Raw genomic sequence first — 22,161 nt, 5'->3', positions numbered from 1 at the left:
ACCAGGAGGAACACCATGGCCACTGCTTCAGACCTCATCAGGGCACTCGCCCGCGGTCGCGTCACCCTGTCCGGCCTCGGCCGCCTCGATGTGCTCGCGGCACTCGACGAGCGCGTCGTGGAGCTCGTCGGCGGCGGGCCCCAGGGCCTGCTCGTGGGACGCGTCGGCTGGGCCGCGCTCAATCCCCAGCCCCTGCCTCCCGCGGAGGCCGGCCGTCTCCTGCTCTCGGTGATGGCACGCGGCATCATCATCGTCAGCGGCCGCGACGCCGACGCCCACCAGGCGTTCCTGGACGACATCGAGGACTGGTGCGGCACCGGGTGGCCCCGCCGCTGGCCCCGGCCGAGGCCGGGACCGTTCCCCGACCCGCGGCAGGAGGAGCTCGACCCGTCGGTGCTGCTCGGTGGGGCGCTGGCCGCGGCCGAGCTGGCGGCGAGCTATCCCGCCGGCGAGATGCAGGACCTCTTCGAGAAGACGGCCGAGCAGCTCACCGAGGCCGCCCTGCGCTGACCACCGGCACGATGAGGCATTCGGGTCGCCCGGCGGGGTCGAATGCATCATCGTTAGTCGTTCCTCGCACGCCGGCCGTGTGAATCACGGGAGAATGTCGCCATGACTCTCCTGATCACCGGCGCCGGGTCCGGTCTCGGCCTGCGCCTGGCCGAGCTCTACGCGCAGCGGGGCCATGCGGTCATCGCGCTGGACCTGCGGTTCGACGACGACGCACGTGTGCGGCTGGAGGCCGCCACCGCCGGCCGCCTCCACACGGAGGAGATCGACGTCAGGGACGGCTCGGCGGTGGAGTCCGCGGTGGTCCGCGGAGTCGAGGCGCTCGGTGCGCCGGGGCTGGCGATCAACTGCGCCGGCGTGCAGGACGCCGCGCTGTTCGAGGACCTGTCCGAGGACGCGTTCCGGCGGGTCATCGACATCAACCTGGTCGGCAGCCGCAACGTGGCCGCGGCCGTCCTGCCGCGACTCGCGCCGCACGGGCACCTCGTCCTGATCGCGTCGATGGCCGGGCTCGTCGCGAACTACGGGTACGCGGCGTACGGCGCCTCGAAGTACGGCGTCGTCGGCCTGGGTCAGGTGCTGCGCATCGAGCAGCGGCCGCGTCGGATCGACGTCTCGGTCGTGTGCCCGCCCGAGGTCGAGACGCCGATGGTGGACGACGAGCGTCGCACGATGCTGCCGGCCACCAAGGCACTCAAGGAGATGGCGGGCACGCTCGAGCTGGAGCCTGCGGTCCGCGAGATCATGCGTGGGATCGACCGGCGCAGGCCCGTGATCGTCCCTGGGACGGCCGCGCGGCGGACGCTGCTGCTGACGAGGCTCCTCCCGCGGTGGGTCATCAACGCGGTGACGGATCGGATCGTCCGGACGGCTCTCGCTTCGTCCCGATGACGGAGGAAAAGTGCCTCATCCTTCACACGAGTGTGCGCCAGTCACAGATTCGCGCATTCCGCTCGCAGTGTGAGACGGGCGTCATCCGTTCCCGACAGGGCACCGAAGCCCCCGCATGAGGTCGGAAGCTCCGGCCGCTGAAATGGGGACATCATGAAGAAGGTACTTCTCGCATTGCTCACGGTCGTCCTGGCCGCGGGCATGTCCACGGCGCTCGCCTCGCCGGCCCAGGCGAAGGCGAAGTCCAGCACCAAGGTCGGCTACACGCAGGTCGTCGTCGATCCGGCCGTCTACGACCTGATCACCGGCGCCGGCATCACCCCCGCCCCGACGGCCGGCGCGAAGGCCGGTGCGTTCAAGGACACGATCGCGGCCAGGTTCCCGATCTCGGGTTACCGCCTGGGCAAGCTGCGCATCAAGCACACGGGCGGCCTGAACCTCAGTGCCGGCTCCGCGGCCACGATCACGGTGTCGGACTTCAACATCGACCTCGGTCGCCTGCGCGTCAGCGGCAAGGTCAACGGCACCGTCGGAAACGTCGGTCGCGTGGACCTGTTCAAGGTCCGCGCCTCGAACCGCCTCGGCTACGGCGTCGTGAGGCTGACGCTGACGAAGACGGCCGCCGATGCGCTCAACGCCACCTTCGGGGTGGATGCCTTCGCGGAGAACGCGACCTTCGGCTACGCGACGCCGAAGCCGTTCTCGCGGTTCTGAGCTGTACCTGCACGACGGTGGGGAGCGGTCCCGTCCCACCCGGGACCGCTCCCTCCCGCATGTCCGCTCGTCAGTCGGGTTCCGCTGGAGGCGTCGACCGACTTCTAAGCCGGCGGTTGTCGCGTCGTGCCGGATCGGGCGATGCGCAGCAGGGCGTCGACGGAATCGGGCAACCGCCGGTCCATCAGCCAGACGGCTGTCAACGGCCGCCACAGGTCGAGGTCCGTGAGGACCTCGACCAGGCGTCCGGTCTCGAGGTCGGACACGACCGCGCGCCGTGAGACGACGGCGGGACCGACCCCGGCCCGGGCCGCTCCGATCAGCGCCGTGGTCGAGTCGGCCTCCATCGCGAGACGGGGCTCGAAGCGCAGGGCGCGCTCGAAGGTGCTGCGCGTCCCGCTGCCGGTCTCGCGCAGCACCCAGGCCTCGTTGCGCAGGACGTCGTGCGGAAGCGGGGTGCTGCGCCGAGCCCACGGATGGCCCGGTTCGACGACGACGGCCAGCTCGTCGGCGCCGACGATGCCGTGGGCCAGGTCGCGGGGGATCGCCGCGGTCTCGATGAAGCCGACGTCCACCGTGCGTGACCGGACCAGCTCGGCGACCTTCTCGCTGTTCACGACGTGGAGGCGGGGGCGGACGGCCACCGACCGGTTGCGGAGCTCGCCCAGCCAGCGCGGGAGGATGAACTCGGCGATCGTCAGGCTCGCCGCCATCTCCAGCTCGGCGTGCCGTTCGTCGCTCAGGGCGCCGAGCGCGGCACGCATGAGGTCGACCTCGTGCAGCACGGTGCGGGCCCAGGACACGATCGCGAGCCCGTCGGTCGTCAGGACGGTCCCGCGGGGGGACCGTTCGGCCACGGTCACGCGCCACCGTGCCTCGAACGAGCGGAGCCGGGCGCTCGCCGCGGGCTGGCTGACGCCCCTGGCCTGGGCCGCCGCGCTGAGGCTGTTCAGCTCGGCGAGATCGACGAGCAGGCGCAGGGTCTCCATGTCGATGTCAGGAGTCATCACCTCTGTTTATATCCCACGTGGATCCTGGGGTCTACTGCTGGAAGCGGTCCCGGGGGATGGTCGAGACATGCCCCTCACCCAGGACGCTCGAGCGTCGTCGCTGTACCGACTCACGCCGGCCCTCATGGCCGCCGTGGCGGCGGCCGGGCTCAACGTGGTCATCCCGCTCGCGAGCCCGCTCCTGGTCGCGCTGGTGCTCGGGCTCGTGGTCGCCAACACGCCGCTCGCGGACCGCCGGATCCTGCAGGACCAAGCGGGCCTCACCCGCCTGCTACTGCGTTGGGGCATCGTCGTGCTGGGTCTGAAGCTGCCGGTCGACGCGGTGCTCGGGATCGGGGTGGGAGGCATCGCCCTGGTGGTGGGCACCGTCCTGATCACCTACTACGGCACGCTCGCCGTGGGCACTCGGCTGGGACTCGAACCGCGCTTCGTGACCCTCCTCGCGGCGGGCTTCTCGATCTGTGGGGCGGCCGCCATCGCCGCGGTCGCCGACACGGTCCGGGCGCGCCAGCGGGACGTCGCGCTGGCCGTGGCCCTGGTCACCGTCTTCGGATCGGTCATGATCGTCCTCGTCCCTTGGAGTGCGCACCTGATCGGACTCGACGACAGGCAGGCGGCCGTCTGGGCCGGCGCCAGCATCCATGAGGTGGCGCAGGTGGTCGCCGCGGGGTCCGTGCTCGGCGGCGGGGCGGTGGCGTTGGCCACCACCGTCAAGCTCGGCCGGGTGGCCATGCTGGCGCCGATGTCGATCTTGGTGGCCCGCCGCAGCGCGGGCGAAGGATCGACGACGGCTCCGCTGCTGCCCTGGTTCGTCGTGGGGTTCGTCGCGACCGCGGCACTGCGGAGCACCGGCCTGCTGCCGGAGTCCGCGCTGACCGTGGCCGGCGTGGTGACCAACGTCCTGCTGGCGGCCGGCATGTTCGGGCTCGGCCTCGGGATCCGGTTGCGCGAGCTCTGGCCGGTCCCCGGACGTGCCCTGGCGCTGGCGACGCTCTCCACCGCGATCGCCGCCGGGTCCTCGCTCGGCCTGCTCGCGCTGCTGATGTGATGGGCCGGCACGAAGCCGTTACCAGGAGCTTGAACACTGGCGCCCGGTCGCGCATGCGGCAGGCTGGCTCCATGAGCGACGTCGGCAACCCCCGTGACCACCTCGCGAACGAGCGCACGCACCTGGCGTGGGTGCGCACTGCGCTCACCGTCATCGTTCTCGGCCTGGCGATCGCCCGCTTCGGTGACGAGGGCACGGTGTCCCTGGGCAGCATCCTGGCCGGCTCGGTGCTGCTCGCCGCCGGCACCGGTGTCGTCGCGTACGGCAGCTGGCGGTACCGCAGCACGGCCCGCGAGCTGGCCGAGGGCGCGTTCCCGACGGCCCGCTCGACGGTGGGCCCGATCGCCGCGGCCGCCGTGCTGACGGGGGCCGTGCTGGTCGCGCTCGTCGTCCTGCTCGTCGCCACCGTGTGACGGACCTACGGTGGAAGGCATGGATCGTCCAGAGTCCGTCCGGCGCGACGAGCCTGCACTGAGTGCGGCTGGGCTGTCCGCGCTGCCGACATCGGTCGACGTGCCGCGGTACGACCGGAGTCGGCTCACCGCCGGGATCGTCCACATCGGCGTCGGCGGGTTCCATCGGGCGCACGAGGCCGTGTACGTCGACCGGCTGCTCCGCCGCGGGTCAGCCGACGAGTGGGGGATCTGTGGCGTTGGGCTGCTGCCTCACGACCGCCGCATGCACGACGTCCTGGGCGAGCAGGACGGGCTCTACACCGTGGTCGAGCGCGCGCCCGACGGGTCGTCGCGCCTGAGCGTCGTCGGGTCGATCATCCGCCACCTCCACGCACCGGACGATCCGGAGGGGGTGATCGAGACGCTGGCCGCGCCGAGCACGCGGATCGTGTCGTTGACGATCACCGAGGGTGGCTACAACCTCAGGGGTGGGACGGGCGACTTCGATACGGATGCGCCCGAGGTCGTGGCGGACCTGGGCTCGCGCGTGCCGCGCACGGTGTTCGGGGTGGTCATCGAGGCCTTGGCGCGGCGACGCGACCGGGGCGTGAGGCCGTTCACGGTGCTGTCCTGCGACAACCTCGAGGGCAACGGCGAGGTGGCCCGGCGTGCGTTCGGCACGTACGCGCACCTGCGTGATCCGGTGCTGGGGGAGTGGGTCCACGAGAACGTGTCGTTCCCCTCGTCGATGGTCGACCGGATCACGCCCGTCACGACGGATGCGGACCGCGACCAGGTGGCCGAGCGGCTCGGGGTCCGCGACGGTTGGCCGGTGGTGTGCGAGCCGTTCAGCCAGTGGGTGCTGCAGGACGACTTCGTCGACGGGCGACCGCCGTGGGAGGAGGCCGGCGTCGAGATGGTCGACGATGTGCGGCCCTACGAGCTGATGAAGTTGCGGCTGCTGAACGCGAGCCACCAGGTGATGGGGTACCTCGGCCGGCTCGCCGGATTCGAGTACGTGCACGAGGTGTGCGCGGACCCGCACTTCGCGCGACTGGTGGACGGATACCTGTCCCGCGAGGCGACGCCCACCCTGGAACCGGTCGGTGTGGACCTCGGCGCCTACCGGACCACCCTGATGGAGCGGTTCACCAACAGTGCCATCGCGGACACGCTCGCGCGCCAGTGCGTCGACAGCTCCGAGCGGATGCCGAAATTCCTGTTCCCCGTGATCCGCGAGCAGCTCCGTCGCGGGGGCGAGATCGAGCGTGCAGCGCTCGCGGTCGCGGCGTGGGCTCGCTGTGCCGAGGAGGTCGACGAGCGCGGCGGCCCGATGCCGCTGCAGGACCAGCGTGCCTCCGAGCTGACCGCCGCGGCCCGCCGCCAACGATCCGAGCCACTGGCCTTCCTGCAGGTGCAGCCCGCGGCGGCCGACCTACTCGCCGACCGGCGCTTCACCGAGGCCTACGTCAGTGCCCTGAGATCCCTGCACGACGGCGGAGCTCTGACGACCGTCAGGCGCTTCGACGACGGGTGAGGGTCCCGACCGGCTCATGGGGCTCCGCCGCAAACAGTTCCTCGATGTCCGTCCAGGTCCTCGACCGCATCACCACGATCAGACTCCTCGAGTGGCCCCGGCGGAGTGTTCCGTCCGTGCCACCTTCCGGTCCGTCATGACGACCCAGACCGCCATGGCGATGCCGGCACAGACGGCGAACAGGAAGAACACCATCGCCAGGCCGGGATAGCCGAGCACCGTCCACGTCGACGGGATCCGCATCATCAGCGCCGCGCCCAGGATCGTGGCCGCGATGATGATGCCGAGCGTGAGGCGGTTCGCGACCCGCTGGATCACGGTGTGCAGGCGCTGCTCGTCGATCGCGTCGACCTTGAGCCGGAACTCCCCGTCGGCCAGGGAGTCCATGATCCGGTTGGCCCGCTTCGGGAACTGCTCCACCAGGGTCTTGGACTCGATCGCCGCCGCGACGATCCCGCCGGGGGACATCTTGAGTCCGGCGGCCGAGATGTCGCTCGCGTTCTCGCGGATCGCCTCGGTGGGCGAGAAGCCCGGGTCCAGGTGCGAGGTGGTCCGGTCGAGGTTGAGCAGTGCCTTGCCGACCATCGACATCTCGGCCGGCGGTCGCAGGCCGTGCGCGCCGGACAGCCGGCTGAGGTCGACCATCACGGCGCCGACGGCGACGTCCGCGCCGCTCGCGATCGCCTCGGACACGAGATGCGTGACGTCGTCGCGGAAGGCGCCGGCATCGAAGACGTCGGTGGGATGCCCCATGGACGCCAGGATCGAGGCCGTCTCCTCGCCGTCGCCGTCGCTGATGGCCAGCAGCAGCTTGATGATGTCCTGCTGGACGCGCGGCGGCACCGACGCGGTCATGCCCAGGTCGAGCAGCGCCAGGCGGCCGTCCTCGGTGAGCAGCAGGTTGCCGGGGTGTGGGTCGGCGTGCAGGACTCCGGCGTCCAGGATCATGTGCAGGTAGGCGCTGAAGAGCTGCTCGACGATGGGTCGCGCATCGAGGTCCACGAGTCCCAGCTGGCCGATGTCGGTGACCTTGCGCCCGTCGATGAAGTCCATCGTGAGGACCTTCGAGGTGGTGTACTCGTGGACCGGCCGCGGCACGACGAGCAGGTCGTAGGGGGCGGTCAGCTCGCGGAAGGTGTCGAGGTTGCGGGCCTCGCGGCGGTAGTCCAGCTCGCCGGCGAGGGATCGACGGAACTGGTCGAGCAGGCGGCCGAACCCGAAGCTGCGCCCGGCGGTGGTGCGCTTGTCGGCGAGGCGGGCGAGGCGGCCGAGCACCTTCATGTCCTCCCGGACGGTGTCGCGCACGTGGGGGCGCTGCACCTTGACGACGACCTCGCGACCGTTCCGCAGGCTGGCGCGGTGCACCTGGCCCAGGGACGCGGCGGCCAGCGGCTTGGGGTCGAAGTCGCGGAACCGCTCCTTCAACGTGGCGCCCAGCTCGGTCTCGACGACCTCGCGCACGGTGTCGAAGTCGATGGGGTCGACCTCGTCCTGGAGCCGCTCGAGCGCCGTCGTGTACGACGCGGGCAGCAGGTCGAACCGCGTGGACAGCAACTGGCCCAGCTTGATGAACGTCGGCCCCATCCTCTCGAGGTCGTCGGCGAACGCCTCGGCGCGCTCCGCGTCGCCCAGGGGCGTCTCGTCGTCGATGTCGAACTCGTCGAGCTGGGCTCCCGACAGCAGGTCGGACCGACCGTAGCGACGGACGAGGCGGGCGAGCGCGACGTAGCGGTTGTCGTCCAGGATCATGGGGCCAAGCATGCCGGTCGCCGTCGATGCGCGCCCCCGAACCTCCGGTCTCGATCGCACCTCAGGCGGCAGGCGGCGGCGGATCGACGGGCAGCCCACGCACCGTCGCGTTGCGGGCCAGGTCGAGCGCGATGTTGCGCAGTTTGCGGTTCTGGGCCTGCGAGACGCGTACGAGCGTCGCGAACGCCTGGTCGGGGGTGAGCTGGTACCGCTCCATCAGGATGCCCTGGGCTTGGCCGATCACGGTGCGGTGGGCGAGGGCCGACTCGTAGTTGTCGTGCTCCTGCGCGGCGAGCATCGCGACGGCGACGTGCGCCGCGAGCGCCAGCGCCGACTCCCGGCTGTCCTCGGTGAACGCGGCCACGGCGGAGGAGTAGAGGTTCAGCGCCCCGAGGGTGTCGTGGGTGACGAACAGCTGCACCGAGAGCATGGACCGGACGCCCAGCTCGTCAGCGGCGCGGCGCGACCACACGGGCCAGCGATCCTCGGTGGTGAGGTCGTCGCTCTGCACCGTCTCCTGCTCATGGATCGACTGCAGGCAGGGACCTTCGTCCAGTTCGTACTGCAGCTGGTCGCCGCGACGCACGAGGTCGTCGGTGGCGGCCGCGGTCTCGACGACCCGGCGCTTCTCGACCACCGAGATGCCGGCGTGCTCGCAGCCATCCACGAGCTCGACCGCGCCGGCGACGGCTCGTTGGAGCGTCTGGTCGAGACCGGACTCGGCGCTCATCGCGCGGGCGACCTCGGCGAACTGGTCCAGCGGGTCTTCGGTCATGCTCGACACTCTCACACCACGCTGCGCGGCCGCCCGCGTCAGCGGAGGCGCCTCCACGACGGGTAGCCCCCGGGCGTGAGGCGAGGCTGTGACGCGACGATGGGGAAGCCGTACGACTCGACCGGCGCCACGGAGAGTGAACGCAGGCCCTTCGGGTCACGGCAGACGCGCGCCCTCGAGCACTGGAGAGCCGTCGAGGAGTTGCTGGACGACCGGGCCGTAGGCCGCCTCGACGGCGTCGAGGTCGGCGACGAGCAGCGGGGTCTCGAAGAAGCGCAGCGAGGTCGCCAGGCCGAGCAGCGCGGCGACGGCGAGCTCGGCCCGCAGTTGCGCCTGCGGGCCCCCGAGGACGTCCGCGAGAGGTGCGACGTAGCCGTGCAGGAACTTCTCGCGGACCGCTGCGGCATCGGGAGCGTTCACGCGCAGCATGATGGCGCGGCCGAGGTGCTCGAGGTCCCCGCGGCGCTGCCGGTCGAGGAGCTCCCTCACCAGGGCCGGGCCCAGCTCCGCGGCGGGCACCTCGGGTAGAGGGGGAGCGATGATCGCCGCGGTGCGGTGGAACAGCTCCTCCTTGCTGCCGGCCACCTTCATCACGAGCGCGGGGGAGGTGCCGGCGCGTGCGGCGATGGCGCGGATCGTGACCTCGGGGAAGCCGTTGCGCGCGAAGAGCTCGGCGGCGGCGCGCCACACCGCGGCGCGCAGGCCCGAGGGGTCGTTCGCGGTCATGCGAGCGGTGTCCCGAGCGTGAGGTCCGCGGTGCGGTTGGCCTCCCAGACGGTGACCGGTCGAGCACCCGTCGCTCCGTTGTCGGCGATCGCGCTGAGCACGTAGCGCCCGTTCGCGGGACGCGGCACGGAGAAGTGCCCCTCGTGGTCGGTGCGCGTCGAGTGCACGGCCTCACCGGCGTGGTGGGTGAGGATCACCAGGGCGCCCGCGATCGGTGCGCCGTCCGGGTCGGTGATCGTGCCCTCGAGGGTCAGCCGGTGACGCAGCACGAGCGGCGGGAACCGGATGTCGTCCTCTAGCGTGACGATGCGCGAGCGCGGTTGCCAGCCGTCGGCCGACGTCACGACGAAGTAGTCGCCGGGACCGGGGACCGCGACCGTGACCTGTCCCTCGGAGTCGGCCTGGCCCCAGTCGACGGCGGCGCCGTCCGTGGTCAGGACGGTGACGACGGCTCTGCGGACCGGGCGGGCCAACTCGTCCACGACGCGCCCCCGGGCGACGCGGGTGGGCCGGCTGGTCGTGGCGGTGCCCGAGCGATCGGCCTCGGGGGCGAAGTCCTGCATGCGCAGCGTCGGGAGGACGACGACGGCGCTGCCCAGCGCCGCGGCGGCCGCGAGCCAGAACAACAGCGCGAACGCGCCCTCGCTCATGGCGTCGACGCCGCCGACCGTCACGAAGGAGGCCGATGTGACGGCCGCGACGATCGCGCTCGCGCTGGTGGTGCCGATCGAGCGCAGCAGGACGTTCAGGCCGTTGGCGGACGCGGTCTCGGTGACGGGAACGGCGCGCATGATCATCGTCGGGAGCGCGCCGTAGACCATCGCGGTGCCCATCGCCACGACGACGGATCCGAGCACGATCTGGGTGAGGTTGTCGCTCAGGAACACGCGGCCGACGTAGGCGACTCCCATCGTCACCGTGCCGACCAGCGCGGTCAGCTGCGGTCCGAAGCGACGCGTGAACCAGGCCGAGACCGGCGCCATCAGGCCGAACGCGGCGGCGTTGGGGACCATCCACCAGCCGGTCTCGAGGGCGTTGAGTCCCATGCCGTAGCCGGTCTCGTCCGGGACCTGGAGCAGCTGCGTCGTGAGCAGCATGTTGACGAACATCGAGAAGCCGACGAGCACGGACGCGGAGTTCACCAGCAGGACGGCTCGGCGCGACGAGACGCGCAGGTCGACGAGGGGACTGGGCGTCCTCAGCTCCATGGGCACCCAGATCGCGAGCAGCGTGAGGCCGCCGGCGACGAGGCCGAGCGTGGTGGCGGAGCCCCAGCCCCAGTGCGACCCCTTCGAGATCGCCAGCATGAGGGCGGTGAGCGCAGCGGACAGCAGGACGGCGCCGCGGATGTCGAAGGTGCCGCGGGTGCGGACGGGGGACTCGGGCAGCACGGTCATCGCGGCGATGAGCAGGACGACGCCGACGGCTCCGGTCACCCAGAAGATGGCGTGCCAGTCGAGGTGCTCGGCGATCAGGCCGGCGACCGGCGGGCCGACGCCGGCGCCGATGGCCAGCGTGGCGCTCATCAGCGCGACGCCGAGGGGGATCCGCTCACGCGGCAGCTCGTCGCGCATGATCGCGATGCCCACCGGGACGACCGCCATGCCGACGCCCTGCAATGCGCGGGCGAGGATCAGCAGGGACAGGTCCTGGCTGAATGCGCCGACCAGCGAGCCGAGCACCGAGATGGCCAGGGTCAGCACCATCATTCGGCGCTTGCCGTACATGTCGGCCAGTCGCGTGACGGTGGGGGTCGAGACGGCGCCCGTGAGCAGCGTCGCCGTGACCAGCCACGAGGTGTCGTCGGCCGAGGCGCCCACGAGGTCCGGCAGCGCGGGCAGCAGCGGCAGCATGAGCGTCTGCTGCAACGAGACGACGATGCCGCACAGCGACAGCGTCGTGACGATCAACGCGGCACTGCGCGCGGGGGCCTCGGTCCGTGGGGAGGTGGACGCAGAGCCGCTCATCGGGGTCCTTTCGGCGAGGCGTGAACGCTTGTTCACGGGACAGTCAATCAGGTGGGTCGCAGGTCCGCGCGTGGTGCCTCGGGGACCGTTGTCGTCCCGGTGCTTCGGGCGTACAGTCGAAGGACTGGTCGATGCGACCTTTGAGATGAACGGAGTGCATCATGGCCACTCATCACATCCACCTACCGCACGTCCACGTCCCGTATCCGCACGTGGGACAGGCGCAGGACGAGGCCCACGTCGAGGGAACCAAGCCGTCGCGCCTCGGCGGGATCATCCTCGGAGCAGGGGTGATCGTCGCCCTCGTCGCGTGGGGGACCGCGCTCGTCGTGCTGCTCAACCTGGGTCCGGTCAATCCCGGGATCTCGACCGGAGAAATCGCCGCCTGGACAGCCGTCGCGATCGCCTCGGCGATCAGCCTGTTCGTGATGGGGATCTGGAAAGCGAACCGCGCCTGAGTGGTGCTGGTGCTCCGCCCCCGTCGCTGCAGGACTTCTCGATCGCCGACGCCTCCGTGCCGGGAAGCCGGCCGGGGCGCGCGCGGGTACCGCGCTACCCTCGTCGGGTTTGTTGTCGGGCGAGGCCGAGAGGGTGGCACGTGGTGAGGGACCTCTACGACGTGATCAACCGTCGGCGTGACACGCGCAATGAGTTCAACGGACAACCGGTGGACGAGGACGTGCTACGGCGGGTCCTCGCCGCCGCCCACTGCGCGCCGAGTGTGGGGATGAGTCAGCCGTGGGACTTCGTGCTCGTCAGGTCGCGGAAGACCCGTGCGGCGTTCCGCGACCACGTGGCGCAGGAGCGCGAGATCTTCGCCGCCTCATTGGACGGCGAGCGAGCAGAGACCTTCTCCCGGATCAAGGTCGAGGGGATCCTCGAGTCCGGCCTCGGTGTCGTCGTCGGCTACGACCCGGGTCGCGGTGGGTCCCAGGTGCTGGGCCGCCATGCCATCGCTGATGCGGGGCTCTACTCGGTCGTCTGTGCGATCGAGAACCTCTGGCTCGCGGCGACCGCGGAGGGGCTCGGGGTCGGATGGGTGAGCTTTTACCGCGAGGAGTTCCTGCGCGATCTGGTCGGGTTCCCGGCGCACGTACGACCCGTGGCCTGGCTCTGCGTCGGGCAGGTCGACGCGTTGCCGGAGGTGCCGGACCTCGAACGGTTCGGCTGGCGGCACCGGTCGCCACTCGACGAGGTGTTGCATGAGGAGAGGTATCGGTCGCCGGAGTAGGCGGGGGCGGGCGAGACGCGGCAGTGGTGGATCTGGAACATGAACCGAGCCTGACGGTTCGGTGATCCGCGCTCGGAGATCGATTCGACCGCCTTGGGTGACGCTTGCGAGCGACTCATGATCGAGTTCGGGCAGCCCCCGGGCTTGTACCGGGCATGACGAACATCGACCCCGTTGCCCAGCCGACCCGTCCAGAGATCGCCCTGGTGGTGACCTGTCTCCTGGACCCGACCATTCCTCGCCCCGCGCGGGAGGCCGTCCACGCCGCGTTCGCGACGCTGCTGGAGCGTGAAGACCAGCGGACGATGCAGGAGGCGTCCTTCGCGCTGACGGTGGCCGTCCGTGCGCTGCCCAAGGCAGATCCGTGGCGTCGAGGCGGGATGAACGGCGACCCGTACGACGGTCTCGCGAGCGACGCGTGGCTGTACTGGGGTGAGGACGAGGTCCAGCGACTCGTGCGTCGTTTTGACGGGATAACGCCGGACGCGCACACCGTGATTCGCGGTACTGGCACGGCTGTGACCATTCGACGTGCGCTGAGGTGGACTCCTCCCGATGGTCGAGCCGACGCCTTCTGTGGCGCCCTGGCGGCGCTGTGGCGGCGCCTGTCCTCGTACGGGGTCACCGTTCCTCAGTTCGTCATGGCCCTGAGCCGGGTCGGTGACGATCTGAGCACGAGCCGGGCTGACGCCGTCGCGAGCACCATTCGCCCACCGGACGGGCTCGTGGCGGTGGTCACCGATTGCCCGGCTCGGCAGGTCGACCCGCCCGGGAGCGGCGGCCGTACGGACTTCGGCGAACCACCTTTCTGACGGCCCACCAACCTCGCTCGTCTCACCATCCGAGACTGTGATCGGGCGCGGGGTGCCAGCAGGGCTTGAGCAGGGCATGAAGACACTTCGTGCACTGCTCGCCCTGGTTCCCTTCTTCGTCATCGCCGCGCTGATGGTGGTGGCCAACGACCGAGTTTCCGTCGAGGAGATCGACTTCCCGACGCCGGGCACCGGGGATGTCTGCCAGCCGAGCGAACGCAACAACTGGTGTGCTCCGGTCGACCACCCCGGCGTCCTCGCGGCGGTGGCGGACCTGGAGGCGAAGGGCCTCACCTGCTCCGCGGCCTCGGACCTGACCGACCACATCGTGTTCCAGCACCGTGATTCGTTCGCCGTCGAGGTCGTGACCTTCGACCGGGCGCTGGAACTCGTCGAGGCCAAGGCCGGCTGGCTCCAGTCCTACTGCTCGCCCAACTGAGTCGAGCTCGTACCCCCCTCTGGAAGGAACGTCATGAACAAGCCTCGATGGAACAACCACTACGCACTGGTCATCGCGCACCGAGACGACATCATCCACGTCCGGGCGGCCACCGGGCACTACGGTGCCGTGGTCTCGGCCCTGGGCACGGCCGGCGCCGACTTCGAGGTCGACCTGGCTCCCGATGACGAGGAGGGGCCGCGGTGCTGCGGAATCCGTGCCCGGGTCCACGACGAGTACAGGTTGGGCGACGCCGGTGTCATCGCCGCCCACCTGAGCGGCCGAGGCATGCTCGCGTTCGCGTACGAGCCGTGCTTCGAGCCCGGCGCGGACGGTCCGGTGTGGCGCTACCGGCACGCGGGTGAGCACGCTGTCCCGGCGCGTCCGGTCTCCCTTCTGTTCAACATCGACTACGGCTTCGAGGACGGGTCGTGGTACTTCGGCACGCCAGGGACGCTCGCCCTGGTGGCTCGTTCAGCGCTGTGGCGAGGGCTGTCGGTGTACTCGGTGGGCGAGCCCGGCGCGCGAGAGGCTCTGGCGGTCGATTCTGACGCGGGCGTCCGCAAGGAAATCCGGGATGACCTCGAGTCGCTCGGGGCGTGGGTGCACGAGGAGGACTTCGGTCCCGCCGATGTCTCCGAGGGGGAACCGGGGTGACAGTGGTGCGCGTGGCCGGCCCAAAGAGGCAGGCCTGTACATGTCGGTGGGAAAGCGGAGAAGATGGCGAATGAAGTGGGACGCCGAAGGGTCGACACTCCAATCGTGCCGTAGTTGCCCCGTCTCGAGAATCTTCTGCTGTTCGAGATCGCCGCCACGATTATCGACGCCTGGTGGCGAAATTGACGGCTAATGGCGGAGCAACGTCTATTCGGAATTACCTCCGACCACGGAGCGGTGCACCTTGGTCAGTTCCGCATGCAGTTGCCGAACAGTGCGCTCGCGACGCGCTTGCTCGCCCTCGTCGCGCAGTTCATCCACAAGGACGTGGAGTCGCTGGAACTCGCCGCCGCGCCCGGCGACGAATTGCTGAAAGTTGCGAGTCCACGCGCGATCTCATCGCTGAGAACGAAATCCGTTCTTTACCATTACTGCGAGCAACGCCAGCATCGTCAACCACACTGGAATCACGACCGCGACACTACTTGCTTCATCGCCCCACGAACGCACTCCGGTAAAAATCGCTGAACCAATCCGCGCCCAAGCCTGATCAAAGCGATGAGCACGCATCGCCGGCGTTGCCTAGGACTCCAACCTTCGGATCAATTGACGTCCGAGCTCACTGCGCGCGGGGCTGTCCGTGGATAGTCCGCTCATTTCATCTTCGGTCCGTCATCCTGTCGTCGTTAGCGATGGATGGAAGTAGTCGAACAGCGCAGCGTCGATGGGTTCACGAAAGTTGAGCATCATGCGGACGATGGACTCGGAGCGGCCCGGAAGTGTTGTTTCTTCGGCGTCAGTGGAATCCGCCAGTCCGAGATAGAAGAAGTCCTCTGCGTTGTCCTTCTGGACAAACACGTGCATGTCGACCGCGTTAGCCACGAGCGGCGCGACTTCCTTGCTTTGGAGGTTGCGCCGACTACGGGTAAACCACCGCATCGTCCGCGTGTCGAGCAATTCGTCCTCGTACGCGGTAGTCGCTGAGATGTCATCGGATTTGTGCAAGGTCACGAAGTTCGCACACACCCCCGAATCCACATCCGTCTTGTAGCCGTAAATGGTGGTCGCATTCGCGCGCGGCCAGCCCAGGATTCGTGCGGCGTCCGATCGCGTGTACTGACGTCCCGGCGTGAAGAGTCTGTCCAAGGCGTAGCGATCGACCGTTAGGTGCTCACCGGTCTTGAGCACGTCCAGAACTGCCTTTTCGAAAGCATGGTTCCCCATGGACGATCCGAAGTCAGGATCAAGCTCGTAGCGGCCGTCGGGGAGACGCCGGGCGAGGGGAGCGCTGAACCGCTTCGACCCTTGCCGGGAATAGCCCGTCACCGTCAGCGTGTCGAAGGCACTCGACACTTGACGCGCGTCAGCTGCGATGCCCGCATCCGCCAAGACCTCCGTTGCGGTAGCGACCGTCAGCGTTGCTCCCTTCAGCAACGCTCTCAGGACAACGAACTCGTGCAATCGCTTCGAAGGGAGTACCTCGTACGAGAGCAGGTGCAACTGTTTTCCCTCGCGGGGACTGAATGCCGTTTCGTCGACCTTGAACGACGCGAGCAAGGCCGGAAAGTGGTCCTTCTTGGTTGCAAGAACGACGGGATCGACTGACTCAAAACGGAAGAAGTCCCACAAACTCGGTGAGGCGCCCACGCGGTTGCGCATGTCAAGTACCGCGCTCTTCAGGGCGCGCATGCTGTCCAGATTTGTCTGCGCGATGGACTCGAGCACGCGGCGGTGAGCGATCCGGTCAAAGCGAACGCTCGACAAGTCCGGGAGGACGCCGATTTCCTCCGCAGCGATCAGGTTCTTGCGTACCGATTCCTTGTTCAGCGAGTTGTCGCCGAATAAGGCGATAGGAATTAGATAGTTATTGGCGTAGTTCCCGATGAAGTCGATGACAACGAGGTACTCCTTGCGTTCAGACTTGCGCAGACCTCGACCGAGCTGCTGGACGAAGACGATGGCTGACTGCGTTTGGCGCAGCATCACGACTTGGTTCACCGAGGGGATGTCCACGCCTTCGTTGAAGACATCGACGGTGAGGATGTAATCGAAATCGCCTTCCTCCAAGCGCGCCACAGCAGATTCGCGTTCCGAGACGCTGTTCTTACCTGTGAGGGCAATCGTTCGAAGAGGCTTACCCCGAAGAGTCCGCTCGTTCAGCGCGGACGACAGCTGCTGGGCTTCCTCCGTCCGAGCACAGAAGATCAGACCTCGCGGAGGGACGCCGGCTTGACCGTACGTCTCCAGCGCGTCAACCAGGTGAGCGACTCGAGCTGGGGTCACCAAACGGGACAAGTCTGAATCGGCGGCGACCGTCTCTCCATCGTCGTATGTGACATCAGTGATCCCGTAGTAGTGAAACGGGCTGAGCATGTTGGCTTCGAGGGCGTGTTGCAGTCGGATCTCGTACGGGACGTTGTAGTCGAATAGCTCAAAGACGTTGAAGGAGTCTGTCCGCTCGGGGGTGGCAGTCATCCCGAGCAGGAAGTCTGGCGTGAGATAGTCGACGATCTTGCGGTAGGACGAGGCTCCCACGCGGTGAGCCTCGTCGATGACGACATAGTCGAAGGCGTCACGAGCGAAGGTAGCCATGGTGGCCGGCCGCCCGAAGCTCTGGATGGTCGCGAATAGGTAGCGGGTGCCGTCGTCACGAACTCCTCCGGCAAGCTTGCCGAACTCGGATTGCGGCCCGCCGAGAACCTTGCGGTACTCCAGGATGGTGCGATCAAGAATCTGTTCCCGGTGAACGAGAAACAGCATGCGACGGGGCTTGGCGGCACGGACGTCGAGTGCGGAGAGAATTGTCTTTCCGGTGCCGGTTGCCGAGATCACCACGGCACGCCGTTCACCCGCATCGCGGCACATTTGCAGTGCCTCCAGGGCATCGCGCTGCATGGCGTTCGGCTCCACATGGGTGTCACTCGTCTCGGACACGTGGGGCGTAGGTTCGGTCCGTTGGTCTCGCCCCACTGGCCGGACAGGCTCCCGGTAGGTGCGGGTGTAGTCATCGATCCACTCCTGGGTCAAGGGAGTCGACCCGTCGAGTTGCTCATGGACAAGTCGGCGAAGTTGAGTGTCCAAATCGCTGCCGGCAGCCGCCGACACCTTCAGGTTCCACTCGGTGTTTCGTGCCAACGCGTTCTCCGTGAGGTTCGCGCTCCCAATCATGGCCGTGACCGTGTCGCCGTGGTCGAAGATGTACCCCTTGGGGTGGAAGGCGTCTGAGTCGTGGATCCGGACGTCGATACCTAGACGCCTGAGCCCGAGAAGCTCGGAGAAGGCTGCAGGAGAGTTGAACGCTAGATAGTCCGAGGTGATGATCTGCCCTCGGCCATTGAACTCAACCAGCTCTTGCTTGAGCAGCGCGATTGCGCGCGGAGAGACGAAGGCCACCGAAAAGAGGAATGCGGTACTCCGTCGCAGTTCGTCCCTCAGTGTCTTGAGGACGGAGTGCTCGGCGGAGTTGAGCACAATTTGTGGGTGGAAGCGCCTCGGGGAGGAGATGTCACCGCGCAGGTAGCCGAACTCGACGTCGACCGCCAGCGGCTTTTCCCAACCGAAATCAGTGCTCATGCGGCAAGATCCGCTCTGATCTGCTCAATAGCAGGCACATCGGCTGGGGCCCAGGTCAACGACTCGAGCTCGTCAGGCGCGAGCCAGCGAACGTCGGCGTGTTCGGTCAAGGTCGGGTTTCCCGCGACCAGGTCGCAGTAGAACGTCGTCAACGTCACGACGGCAAAGTCATACTCGTGGGTCGTTGAGACCACTTCATTTCGGACTTCGACGTCGCATTGAAGCTCCTCACGGATCTCGCGCTCGAGCGCATCGCGCGGCGTCTCTCCGGGCTCGATCTTCCCGCCGGGAAATTCCCACATCCCACCGAGCGTCCCCCTGGGTCCGCGCTGGGCACACAGGACGCGGCCTTCCTGAACAATCACGGCGCCTACTACTTCTATGTGCTTCTTCTCAGACGTCACGGTGCACAGCTTGCCAGGACGCTTGTTTGTGCACTCCACATTGCGTTGGATCCGTGTGCCTCTGGTGGTACGAGATCGAACGCGCGGTCCGGCTCCCGCATATCGCGGCCTGGGCGCCTGCATGCTCCCGTCGACGTCGCGCCACGAGCGAAGCTAGCGATACTTGACGCGCAACGTGGCGACTGTCTGGAGATGTTCCGAAACCACACCAGTCAGGTGGGGGAATCGGCCATACAACTCACTCGAGGAGCACGCGCGAAGCCGCCCACAACCGCGACAAATGCCGTGATGACGAACGCGCAATCGGCGTTTGAGTCGACAAGAACACCGACCGTGGCGGAGCCGGTGGCCTGCGTCAGCGCCAGAGCGAGGAACGCTACACCGACCCCGGCAGCGGGGGAGTCCGGGAAGACCCTAGTTCCCCACAGCAGAAGGAGGCCCGAAAGGGCGATGTACGAGGCGCCGAACATCGCGGCAGCGAGCCAAGCGATTGAGAGGATCCCGGGGAACAACCCCATCAACAGGGTTGCGGCACCCATGGCCAGCATTGTGATCGTCCAAGAGGCGCGAAGACCAAGGTGTCGAGCGAGGTCGCCGGCGGTCGCGCCGAGCACGCCGAATGCGCCGAGCAGTGCCCAAGTGCTCAAGGACGCCCCTTCGCTCAGGCCACCCTCGGTGACGAGGACGTCGCGGCCGAAGGTCCAGACGGCCGAGCTCGCGAAGCCTGCGGTGACGGCAGCGATCAGAAGGGTGCTGGCACCGGCGGGCAGCAGGGGAGTGGGGAGCAGAGATCGAGCCCCTTCGGTCGAACCGGACTCGCCAGCAGGCACCGCCCATGCAACCCACGCGGTCACGAGCGCGCACGCCAGCGCGAAGGTGAACCAAGCAAGTCGCCACTCGTCACTGGCGAGGAGTGCGATCGGGGCGGCCAACATGATGCCAACGCCCGTGCCCGCGTTGATCACCGTCTGTGTCCGGTCTCGCGAGCGCTCTGCCACGGTGTGAGCCACGGCGTGCGCCAAGGGAGGGGACGCGATGCCCGTGCTCGAGCCCGCGACCAGCACTCCAACGGCCAGGACGGCAGCGTTCGGAGCGGAGGCGATCGTCAACGTGCCGACCGTGGCGACGACTCCGGCCGCCACAGCGACACGCTTCCCGCCGAACCTCGGCGTCAGCAGCGACGCTGCCACGATGGCCAGGCAGTACGAGACGAAGGAGCCGGATGCGATCGCTCCGGTCACCGCGGAGCCCAGGCCGAACTCCTCACGAAACGCCGGCACGAACACTCCGTACGCGAAGCGCGCGAGGCCGTAACACGCCGCGATCAGGGCCAGGCCGGCCGCCGTCAGCTGCCGCCGCGACCGCTCGGTGAGGGCCGGGACGTCCCGCTCCGAGTGACTCATGCCGTCCCCAATCTCACAGGTCTGTGAACCTCAGCAACGCTAGTACACTGATCTGTGAAGTCAAGGCGAGGAGGACCCATGAAGGATGCGACGGTGCTGGACGTTCCGGACCTGACTCCCGGCGCCCAACGCATCCTGGAGGTCGCCTCGGACCTCTTCTACCGCCACGGCATCCACGCCGTCGGGGTCGATACGATCGCCGCCGAGTCGGGCATCACGAAGCGCACCCTCTACGACCGGTTCGGCTCCAAGGACAACCTCGTCGCGATCTACCTGAAGGCGCGGCACGCGGCATGGTGGGGACGGCTCCAGGAGCGACTCGCGGAAGCACCAGACCCGCGCGCGCTGGCCGTCTTCGACGCCTACGCAGGCGACCCGTTGCCCACAGACCGCGGGTGCGCCTTCCTCAACGCTGCGGGTGAGCTGCCGCCGGACCACCCCGCCCACGAGGTGGTCAGCGCCCACAAGCGCGCCGTGCGCGACCTCGTCGCCCGCCTCGTCCGCGAGGACCGCCCGGGCCTCGACGACCCGGACGGCACCGCGGACGAGCTGTTCCTGCTTCTCGAAGGGTCGGTCGCCCACCGAGGGATCGAGCAGGGCGACGCGCTCCAGGTGAGAGCCCGTGAGCGGGCAGAGCGCCTGCTCGGCGGCTAGGTCGCCAACCAGTCCCATTCGACGTCGAACCGGGAGCTGCCGCCGAAGCGCACCGCCATCACGTTCCGGCGGCACCTCAACATGTCGCCCGGCTGCTTCTGGATCACCCCGCCCATGCGCAGCATCGTGATGAGGTCGTTCCACTCCCAACCCGGGAAGTGCAGCCGCACGTATGCCTGCGTGTAGCCCTTGCCCACGGAGATGAAGTGCCCGTACCGGAGCAGCTCGTCCAGCTCGGCGCGCGATCGGCGGTCGGTGTGGTCCGTCCAGATGTCGTCCATGTCCTGTCCTCTCTCGAGGGCACACGGGTGCCCGTCTTGACCCGTCCCGATCGGGACGTGCCCGGGTCTTCTCCGGAAGGCACCGTGTCGGGCGACGCGGTTGCCGGCCACCACTGTCCGGAGGCGTGGGTGGCTCTCTTGACCTCGGCAGCAAGGTAGCGAGCACGTCCGACGGAAACGGCCCACGTCCTGCACTCACCCGCCGGGGGTGACTTCCGCGTCGAGACGGACCGCAACTCTTCGTCAACCGTCATGCTCATCCCGCGTACTACCCGATTTCCAAGGAGAATCATGAACACCGTGTGGGATTTCGTGCTGCTGATGCTGTGGGCCTTCTTCTTCGTGGCCTACCTGATGGTGCTCTTCAACGTCATCGCCGACCTGTTCCGCGATCGCGAGCTGTCCGGATGGCTCAAGGCAGTGTGGCTGCTGTTCCTCATCTTCATCCCTGCGGTCACGGCACTCGTCTACGTGATCTTCCGCGGACGGGGCATGACCGAGCGTTCCCTCGCGGCGGCAGAGCGCTCCCGGGAGGCCACCGAGAGCTACATCCGCCAAGTGGCCACGGCACCTTCCCCTGGCGCAACGCCCGCCGAGCAGATCGCCGTGGCGAAGTCGCTGCTCGAGGACGGGACCATCTCGGCCGACGAGTTCGACGTTCTGAAGGCCAAGGCGCTTGCCTGAGGTCGGCGTCGTGGTCGAGACGATCGGGGCCGTCCTTCCCAGCGCGCTGGGCATCGTCATCAGCCCGGTCCCGGTCATCGCAGTCGTCCTGATGCTGATGTCGCCACAGGCGAAGTCCACGGGCGCCGGCTTCCTCGGCGGTTGGCTCGCGGGCATCGCCGGCGCCACGGTGCTGGTGGCGACCCTGGTCTCAGCGCTTCCCGACAGCAGCGGCGAGAACACGCTCGCCTCGGTCCTGCGAATCGTCCTCGGACTGGTGCTCGTCGCCCTGGCCGTCCGCAGCTTCCGTTCGCCGGGAGGACCTGAGGACCTCCCCGGATGGATGTCGGCCGTGGACTCGATGTCCGGGCGACGAGCGCTCCTCCTGGGTGCGGGGCTCGCAGCATTCAACCCGAAGAACCTCGTGATGGTCGTGGCCGCAGCCGACAGCGTGGCCGCCGCCGGTTCATCACCCGCCGAGACGCTGGCGACCCTCGGTGTCTTCGTGGTGCTCGCAGGGGCCTCGGTGGCGCTACCGGTCCTCGCGCACGCCGCAGCCCCGCAGCGGGTCGCGGCGCCGTTGGCCCGGCTCAAGGAATGGCTCGTCCAGCACAACTCGAGTGTGATGGGAACGCTGCTGGTGGTCCTCGGAGTCGTGCTCGTCAGCCAGGGCCTACGGACTGTGTGAGGGTGGTGGTCCGGAGCCCGCCGCAAGGCCGTGC

24 protein-coding genes and 1 riboswitch are annotated in these 22,161 nt (G+C 68.4%); of the genes, 15 read left to right on the top strand and 9 right to left on the bottom strand.

The features are described 5' to 3' along the window. The first annotated feature begins 15 nt into the window (after positions 1-15). From RT323_RS01835 to RT323_RS01825, 3 genes are all read left to right on the top strand, one after another. Positions 16-510 (top strand): hypothetical protein, encoded by a 495-nt coding sequence (locus RT323_RS01835; RefSeq protein ID WP_313404491.1) that lies wholly within the window; start codon positions 16-18, stop codon positions 508-510. A gap of 102 nt (positions 511-612) precedes the next feature. Then, positions 613-1,401 carry an SDR family NAD(P)-dependent oxidoreductase gene (locus RT323_RS01830; RefSeq protein ID WP_313404490.1) on the top strand — a complete coding sequence of 263 codons (789 nt, stop codon included), beginning with the start codon at positions 613-615 and terminating at the stop codon, positions 1,399-1,401. A 153-nt stretch (positions 1,402-1,554) separates the two neighbouring features. After that, entirely contained in the window at positions 1,555-2,115 is a 561-nt protein-coding gene (locus RT323_RS01825; RefSeq protein ID WP_313404488.1) for a hypothetical protein, read from the top strand. Between the two features lie 104 nt (positions 2,116-2,219). Here RT323_RS01825 and RT323_RS01820 read toward each other — a convergent pair whose 3' ends face one another. Then, positions 2,220-3,122 (bottom strand): LysR substrate-binding domain-containing protein, encoded by a 903-nt coding sequence (locus RT323_RS01820; protein WP_313404486.1) that lies wholly within the window; start codon positions 3,120-3,122, stop codon positions 2,220-2,222. A 70-nt stretch (positions 3,123-3,192) separates the two neighbouring features. Between RT323_RS01820 and RT323_RS01815 the strand changes: the two genes are divergently transcribed. From RT323_RS01815 to RT323_RS01805, 3 genes are all read left to right on the top strand, one after another. Next, positions 3,193-4,173: a putative sulfate exporter family transporter gene (locus RT323_RS01815; protein ID WP_313404484.1), complete on the top strand. Its 981-nt coding sequence runs from the start codon at positions 3,193-3,195 to the stop codon at positions 4,171-4,173. Between the two features lie 71 nt (positions 4,174-4,244). After that, positions 4,245-4,586, top strand: coding sequence for a DUF202 domain-containing protein (locus tag RT323_RS01810; protein ID WP_313404482.1), 342 nt, complete (start codon positions 4,245-4,247; stop codon positions 4,584-4,586). A 19-nt stretch (positions 4,587-4,605) separates the two neighbouring features. Further along, positions 4,606-6,105 carry a mannitol dehydrogenase family protein gene (locus RT323_RS01805; protein WP_313404480.1) on the top strand — a complete coding sequence of 500 codons (1,500 nt, stop codon included), beginning with the start codon at positions 4,606-4,608 and terminating at the stop codon, positions 6,103-6,105. Between the two features lie 78 nt (positions 6,106-6,183). Here the strand turns inward: RT323_RS01805 and RT323_RS01800 are convergent, their stop codons facing one another. The 4 genes from RT323_RS01800 to RT323_RS01785 all read right to left on the bottom strand — a co-directional run bounded on the left by RT323_RS01800 (position 6,184) and on the right by RT323_RS01785 (position 11,322). Further along, positions 6,184-7,854 carry an AarF/ABC1/UbiB kinase family protein gene (locus RT323_RS01800; RefSeq protein ID WP_313404478.1) on the bottom strand — a complete coding sequence of 557 codons (1,671 nt, stop codon included), beginning with the start codon at positions 7,852-7,854 and terminating at the stop codon, positions 6,184-6,186. A gap of 61 nt (positions 7,855-7,915) precedes the next feature. After that, the gene (locus tag RT323_RS01795) at positions 7,916-8,629 is read right to left on the bottom strand and encodes a GAF and ANTAR domain-containing protein (protein WP_313404476.1); all 714 of its coding nucleotides are present in this window, start codon (positions 8,627-8,629) and stop codon (positions 7,916-7,918) included. 156 nt (positions 8,630-8,785) lie between these two features. After that, positions 8,786-9,355, bottom strand: a complete 570-nt coding sequence (locus RT323_RS01790) for a TetR family transcriptional regulator (protein WP_313404475.1) — start codon at positions 9,353-9,355, stop codon at positions 8,786-8,788. Beyond that, a complete protein-coding gene (locus tag RT323_RS01785; protein ID WP_313404473.1) occupies positions 9,352-11,322 on the bottom strand; it encodes an MFS transporter in 1,971 nt (656 codons plus the stop codon). Before RT323_RS01785 ends, RT323_RS01790 begins: the two co-directional genes overlap by 4 nt. Positions 11,323-11,483: 161 nt before the next feature. Here RT323_RS01785 and RT323_RS01780 point away from each other — a divergent pair, with 161 nt between their 5' ends. The 6 genes from RT323_RS01780 (at position 11,484) to RT323_RS01755 (ending at position 14,989) form a co-directional block, all read left to right on the top strand. Then, a complete protein-coding gene (locus RT323_RS01780; protein WP_313404472.1) occupies positions 11,484-11,780 on the top strand; it encodes a hypothetical protein in 297 nt (98 codons plus the stop codon). 143 nt (positions 11,781-11,923) lie between these two features. Beyond that, on the top strand, positions 11,924-12,553 hold the full coding sequence (gene bluB, locus RT323_RS01775; protein ID WP_313404471.1) for a 5,6-dimethylbenzimidazole synthase: 630 nt from the start codon (positions 11,924-11,926) through the stop codon (positions 12,551-12,553). Between the two features lie 155 nt (positions 12,554-12,708). After that, a complete protein-coding gene (locus tag RT323_RS01770) occupies positions 12,709-13,365 on the top strand; it encodes a hypothetical protein (protein WP_313404469.1) in 657 nt (218 codons plus the stop codon). Between the two features lie 76 nt (positions 13,366-13,441). Beyond that, a complete protein-coding gene (locus RT323_RS01765; protein WP_313404468.1) occupies positions 13,442-13,804 on the top strand; it encodes a hypothetical protein in 363 nt (120 codons plus the stop codon). Positions 13,805-13,837: 33 nt separating this feature from the next. Beyond that, positions 13,838-14,461: a hypothetical protein gene (locus RT323_RS01760; RefSeq protein WP_313404467.1), complete on the top strand. Its 624-nt coding sequence runs from the start codon at positions 13,838-13,840 to the stop codon at positions 14,459-14,461. Positions 14,462-14,719: 258 nt separating this feature from the next. After that, complete coding sequence (locus RT323_RS01755; protein WP_313404465.1) at positions 14,720-14,989, top strand: hypothetical protein; 270 nt, start codon at positions 14,720-14,722, stop codon at positions 14,987-14,989. 144 nt (positions 14,990-15,133) lie between these two features. Here RT323_RS01755 and RT323_RS01750 read toward each other — a convergent pair whose 3' ends face one another. The 3 genes from RT323_RS01750 to RT323_RS01740 all read right to left on the bottom strand — a co-directional run bounded on the left by RT323_RS01750 (position 15,134) and on the right by RT323_RS01740 (position 19,841). Continuing rightward, positions 15,134-18,034 carry a DEAD/DEAH box helicase gene (locus RT323_RS01750; protein WP_313404464.1) on the bottom strand — a complete coding sequence of 967 codons (2,901 nt, stop codon included), beginning with the start codon at positions 18,032-18,034 and terminating at the stop codon, positions 15,134-15,136. Next, complete coding sequence (locus tag RT323_RS01745; protein WP_313404462.1) at positions 18,031-18,438, bottom strand: (deoxy)nucleoside triphosphate pyrophosphohydrolase; 408 nt, start codon at positions 18,436-18,438, stop codon at positions 18,031-18,033. Before RT323_RS01745 ends, RT323_RS01750 begins: the two co-directional genes overlap by 4 nt. 212 nt (positions 18,439-18,650) lie before the next feature. Next, positions 18,651-19,841: an MFS transporter gene (locus RT323_RS01740; RefSeq protein ID WP_313404460.1), complete on the bottom strand. Its 1,191-nt coding sequence runs from the start codon at positions 19,839-19,841 to the stop codon at positions 18,651-18,653. A gap of 78 nt (positions 19,842-19,919) precedes the next feature. Between RT323_RS01740 and RT323_RS01735 the strand changes: the two genes are divergently transcribed. Next, positions 19,920-20,495 carry a TetR/AcrR family transcriptional regulator gene (locus RT323_RS01735; RefSeq protein ID WP_313404458.1) on the top strand — a complete coding sequence of 192 codons (576 nt, stop codon included), beginning with the start codon at positions 19,920-19,922 and terminating at the stop codon, positions 20,493-20,495. Here RT323_RS01735 and RT323_RS01730 read toward each other — a convergent pair. Next, positions 20,492-20,776 carry a hypothetical protein gene (locus RT323_RS01730; RefSeq protein ID WP_313404456.1) on the bottom strand — a complete coding sequence of 95 codons (285 nt, stop codon included), beginning with the start codon at positions 20,774-20,776 and terminating at the stop codon, positions 20,492-20,494. The genes RT323_RS01735 and RT323_RS01730 overlap by 4 nt on opposite strands. 27 nt (positions 20,777-20,803) lie before the next feature. Further along, a riboswitch (SAM riboswitch) is annotated at positions 20,804-20,920 on the bottom strand. A gap of 147 nt (positions 20,921-21,067) precedes the next feature. Between RT323_RS01730 and RT323_RS01725 the strand changes: the two genes are divergently transcribed. Further along, a complete protein-coding gene (locus RT323_RS01725) occupies positions 21,068-21,460 on the top strand; it encodes a PLDc N-terminal domain-containing protein (protein ID WP_313404454.1) in 393 nt (130 codons plus the stop codon). Positions 21,461-21,470: 10 nt separating this feature from the next. Further along, positions 21,471-22,127: a GAP family protein gene (locus RT323_RS01720; RefSeq protein WP_313404452.1), complete on the top strand. Its 657-nt coding sequence runs from the start codon at positions 21,471-21,473 to the stop codon at positions 22,125-22,127. Positions 22,128-22,161: the final 34 nt, after the last annotated feature.

It is taken from the genome of Aeromicrobium sp. (assembly GCF_032084975.1).
Classification (GTDB): Bacteria; Actinomycetota; Actinomycetes; order Propionibacteriales; family Nocardioidaceae; genus Aeromicrobium.
This window is presented reverse-complemented; position numbering and strand designations above follow the sequence as displayed.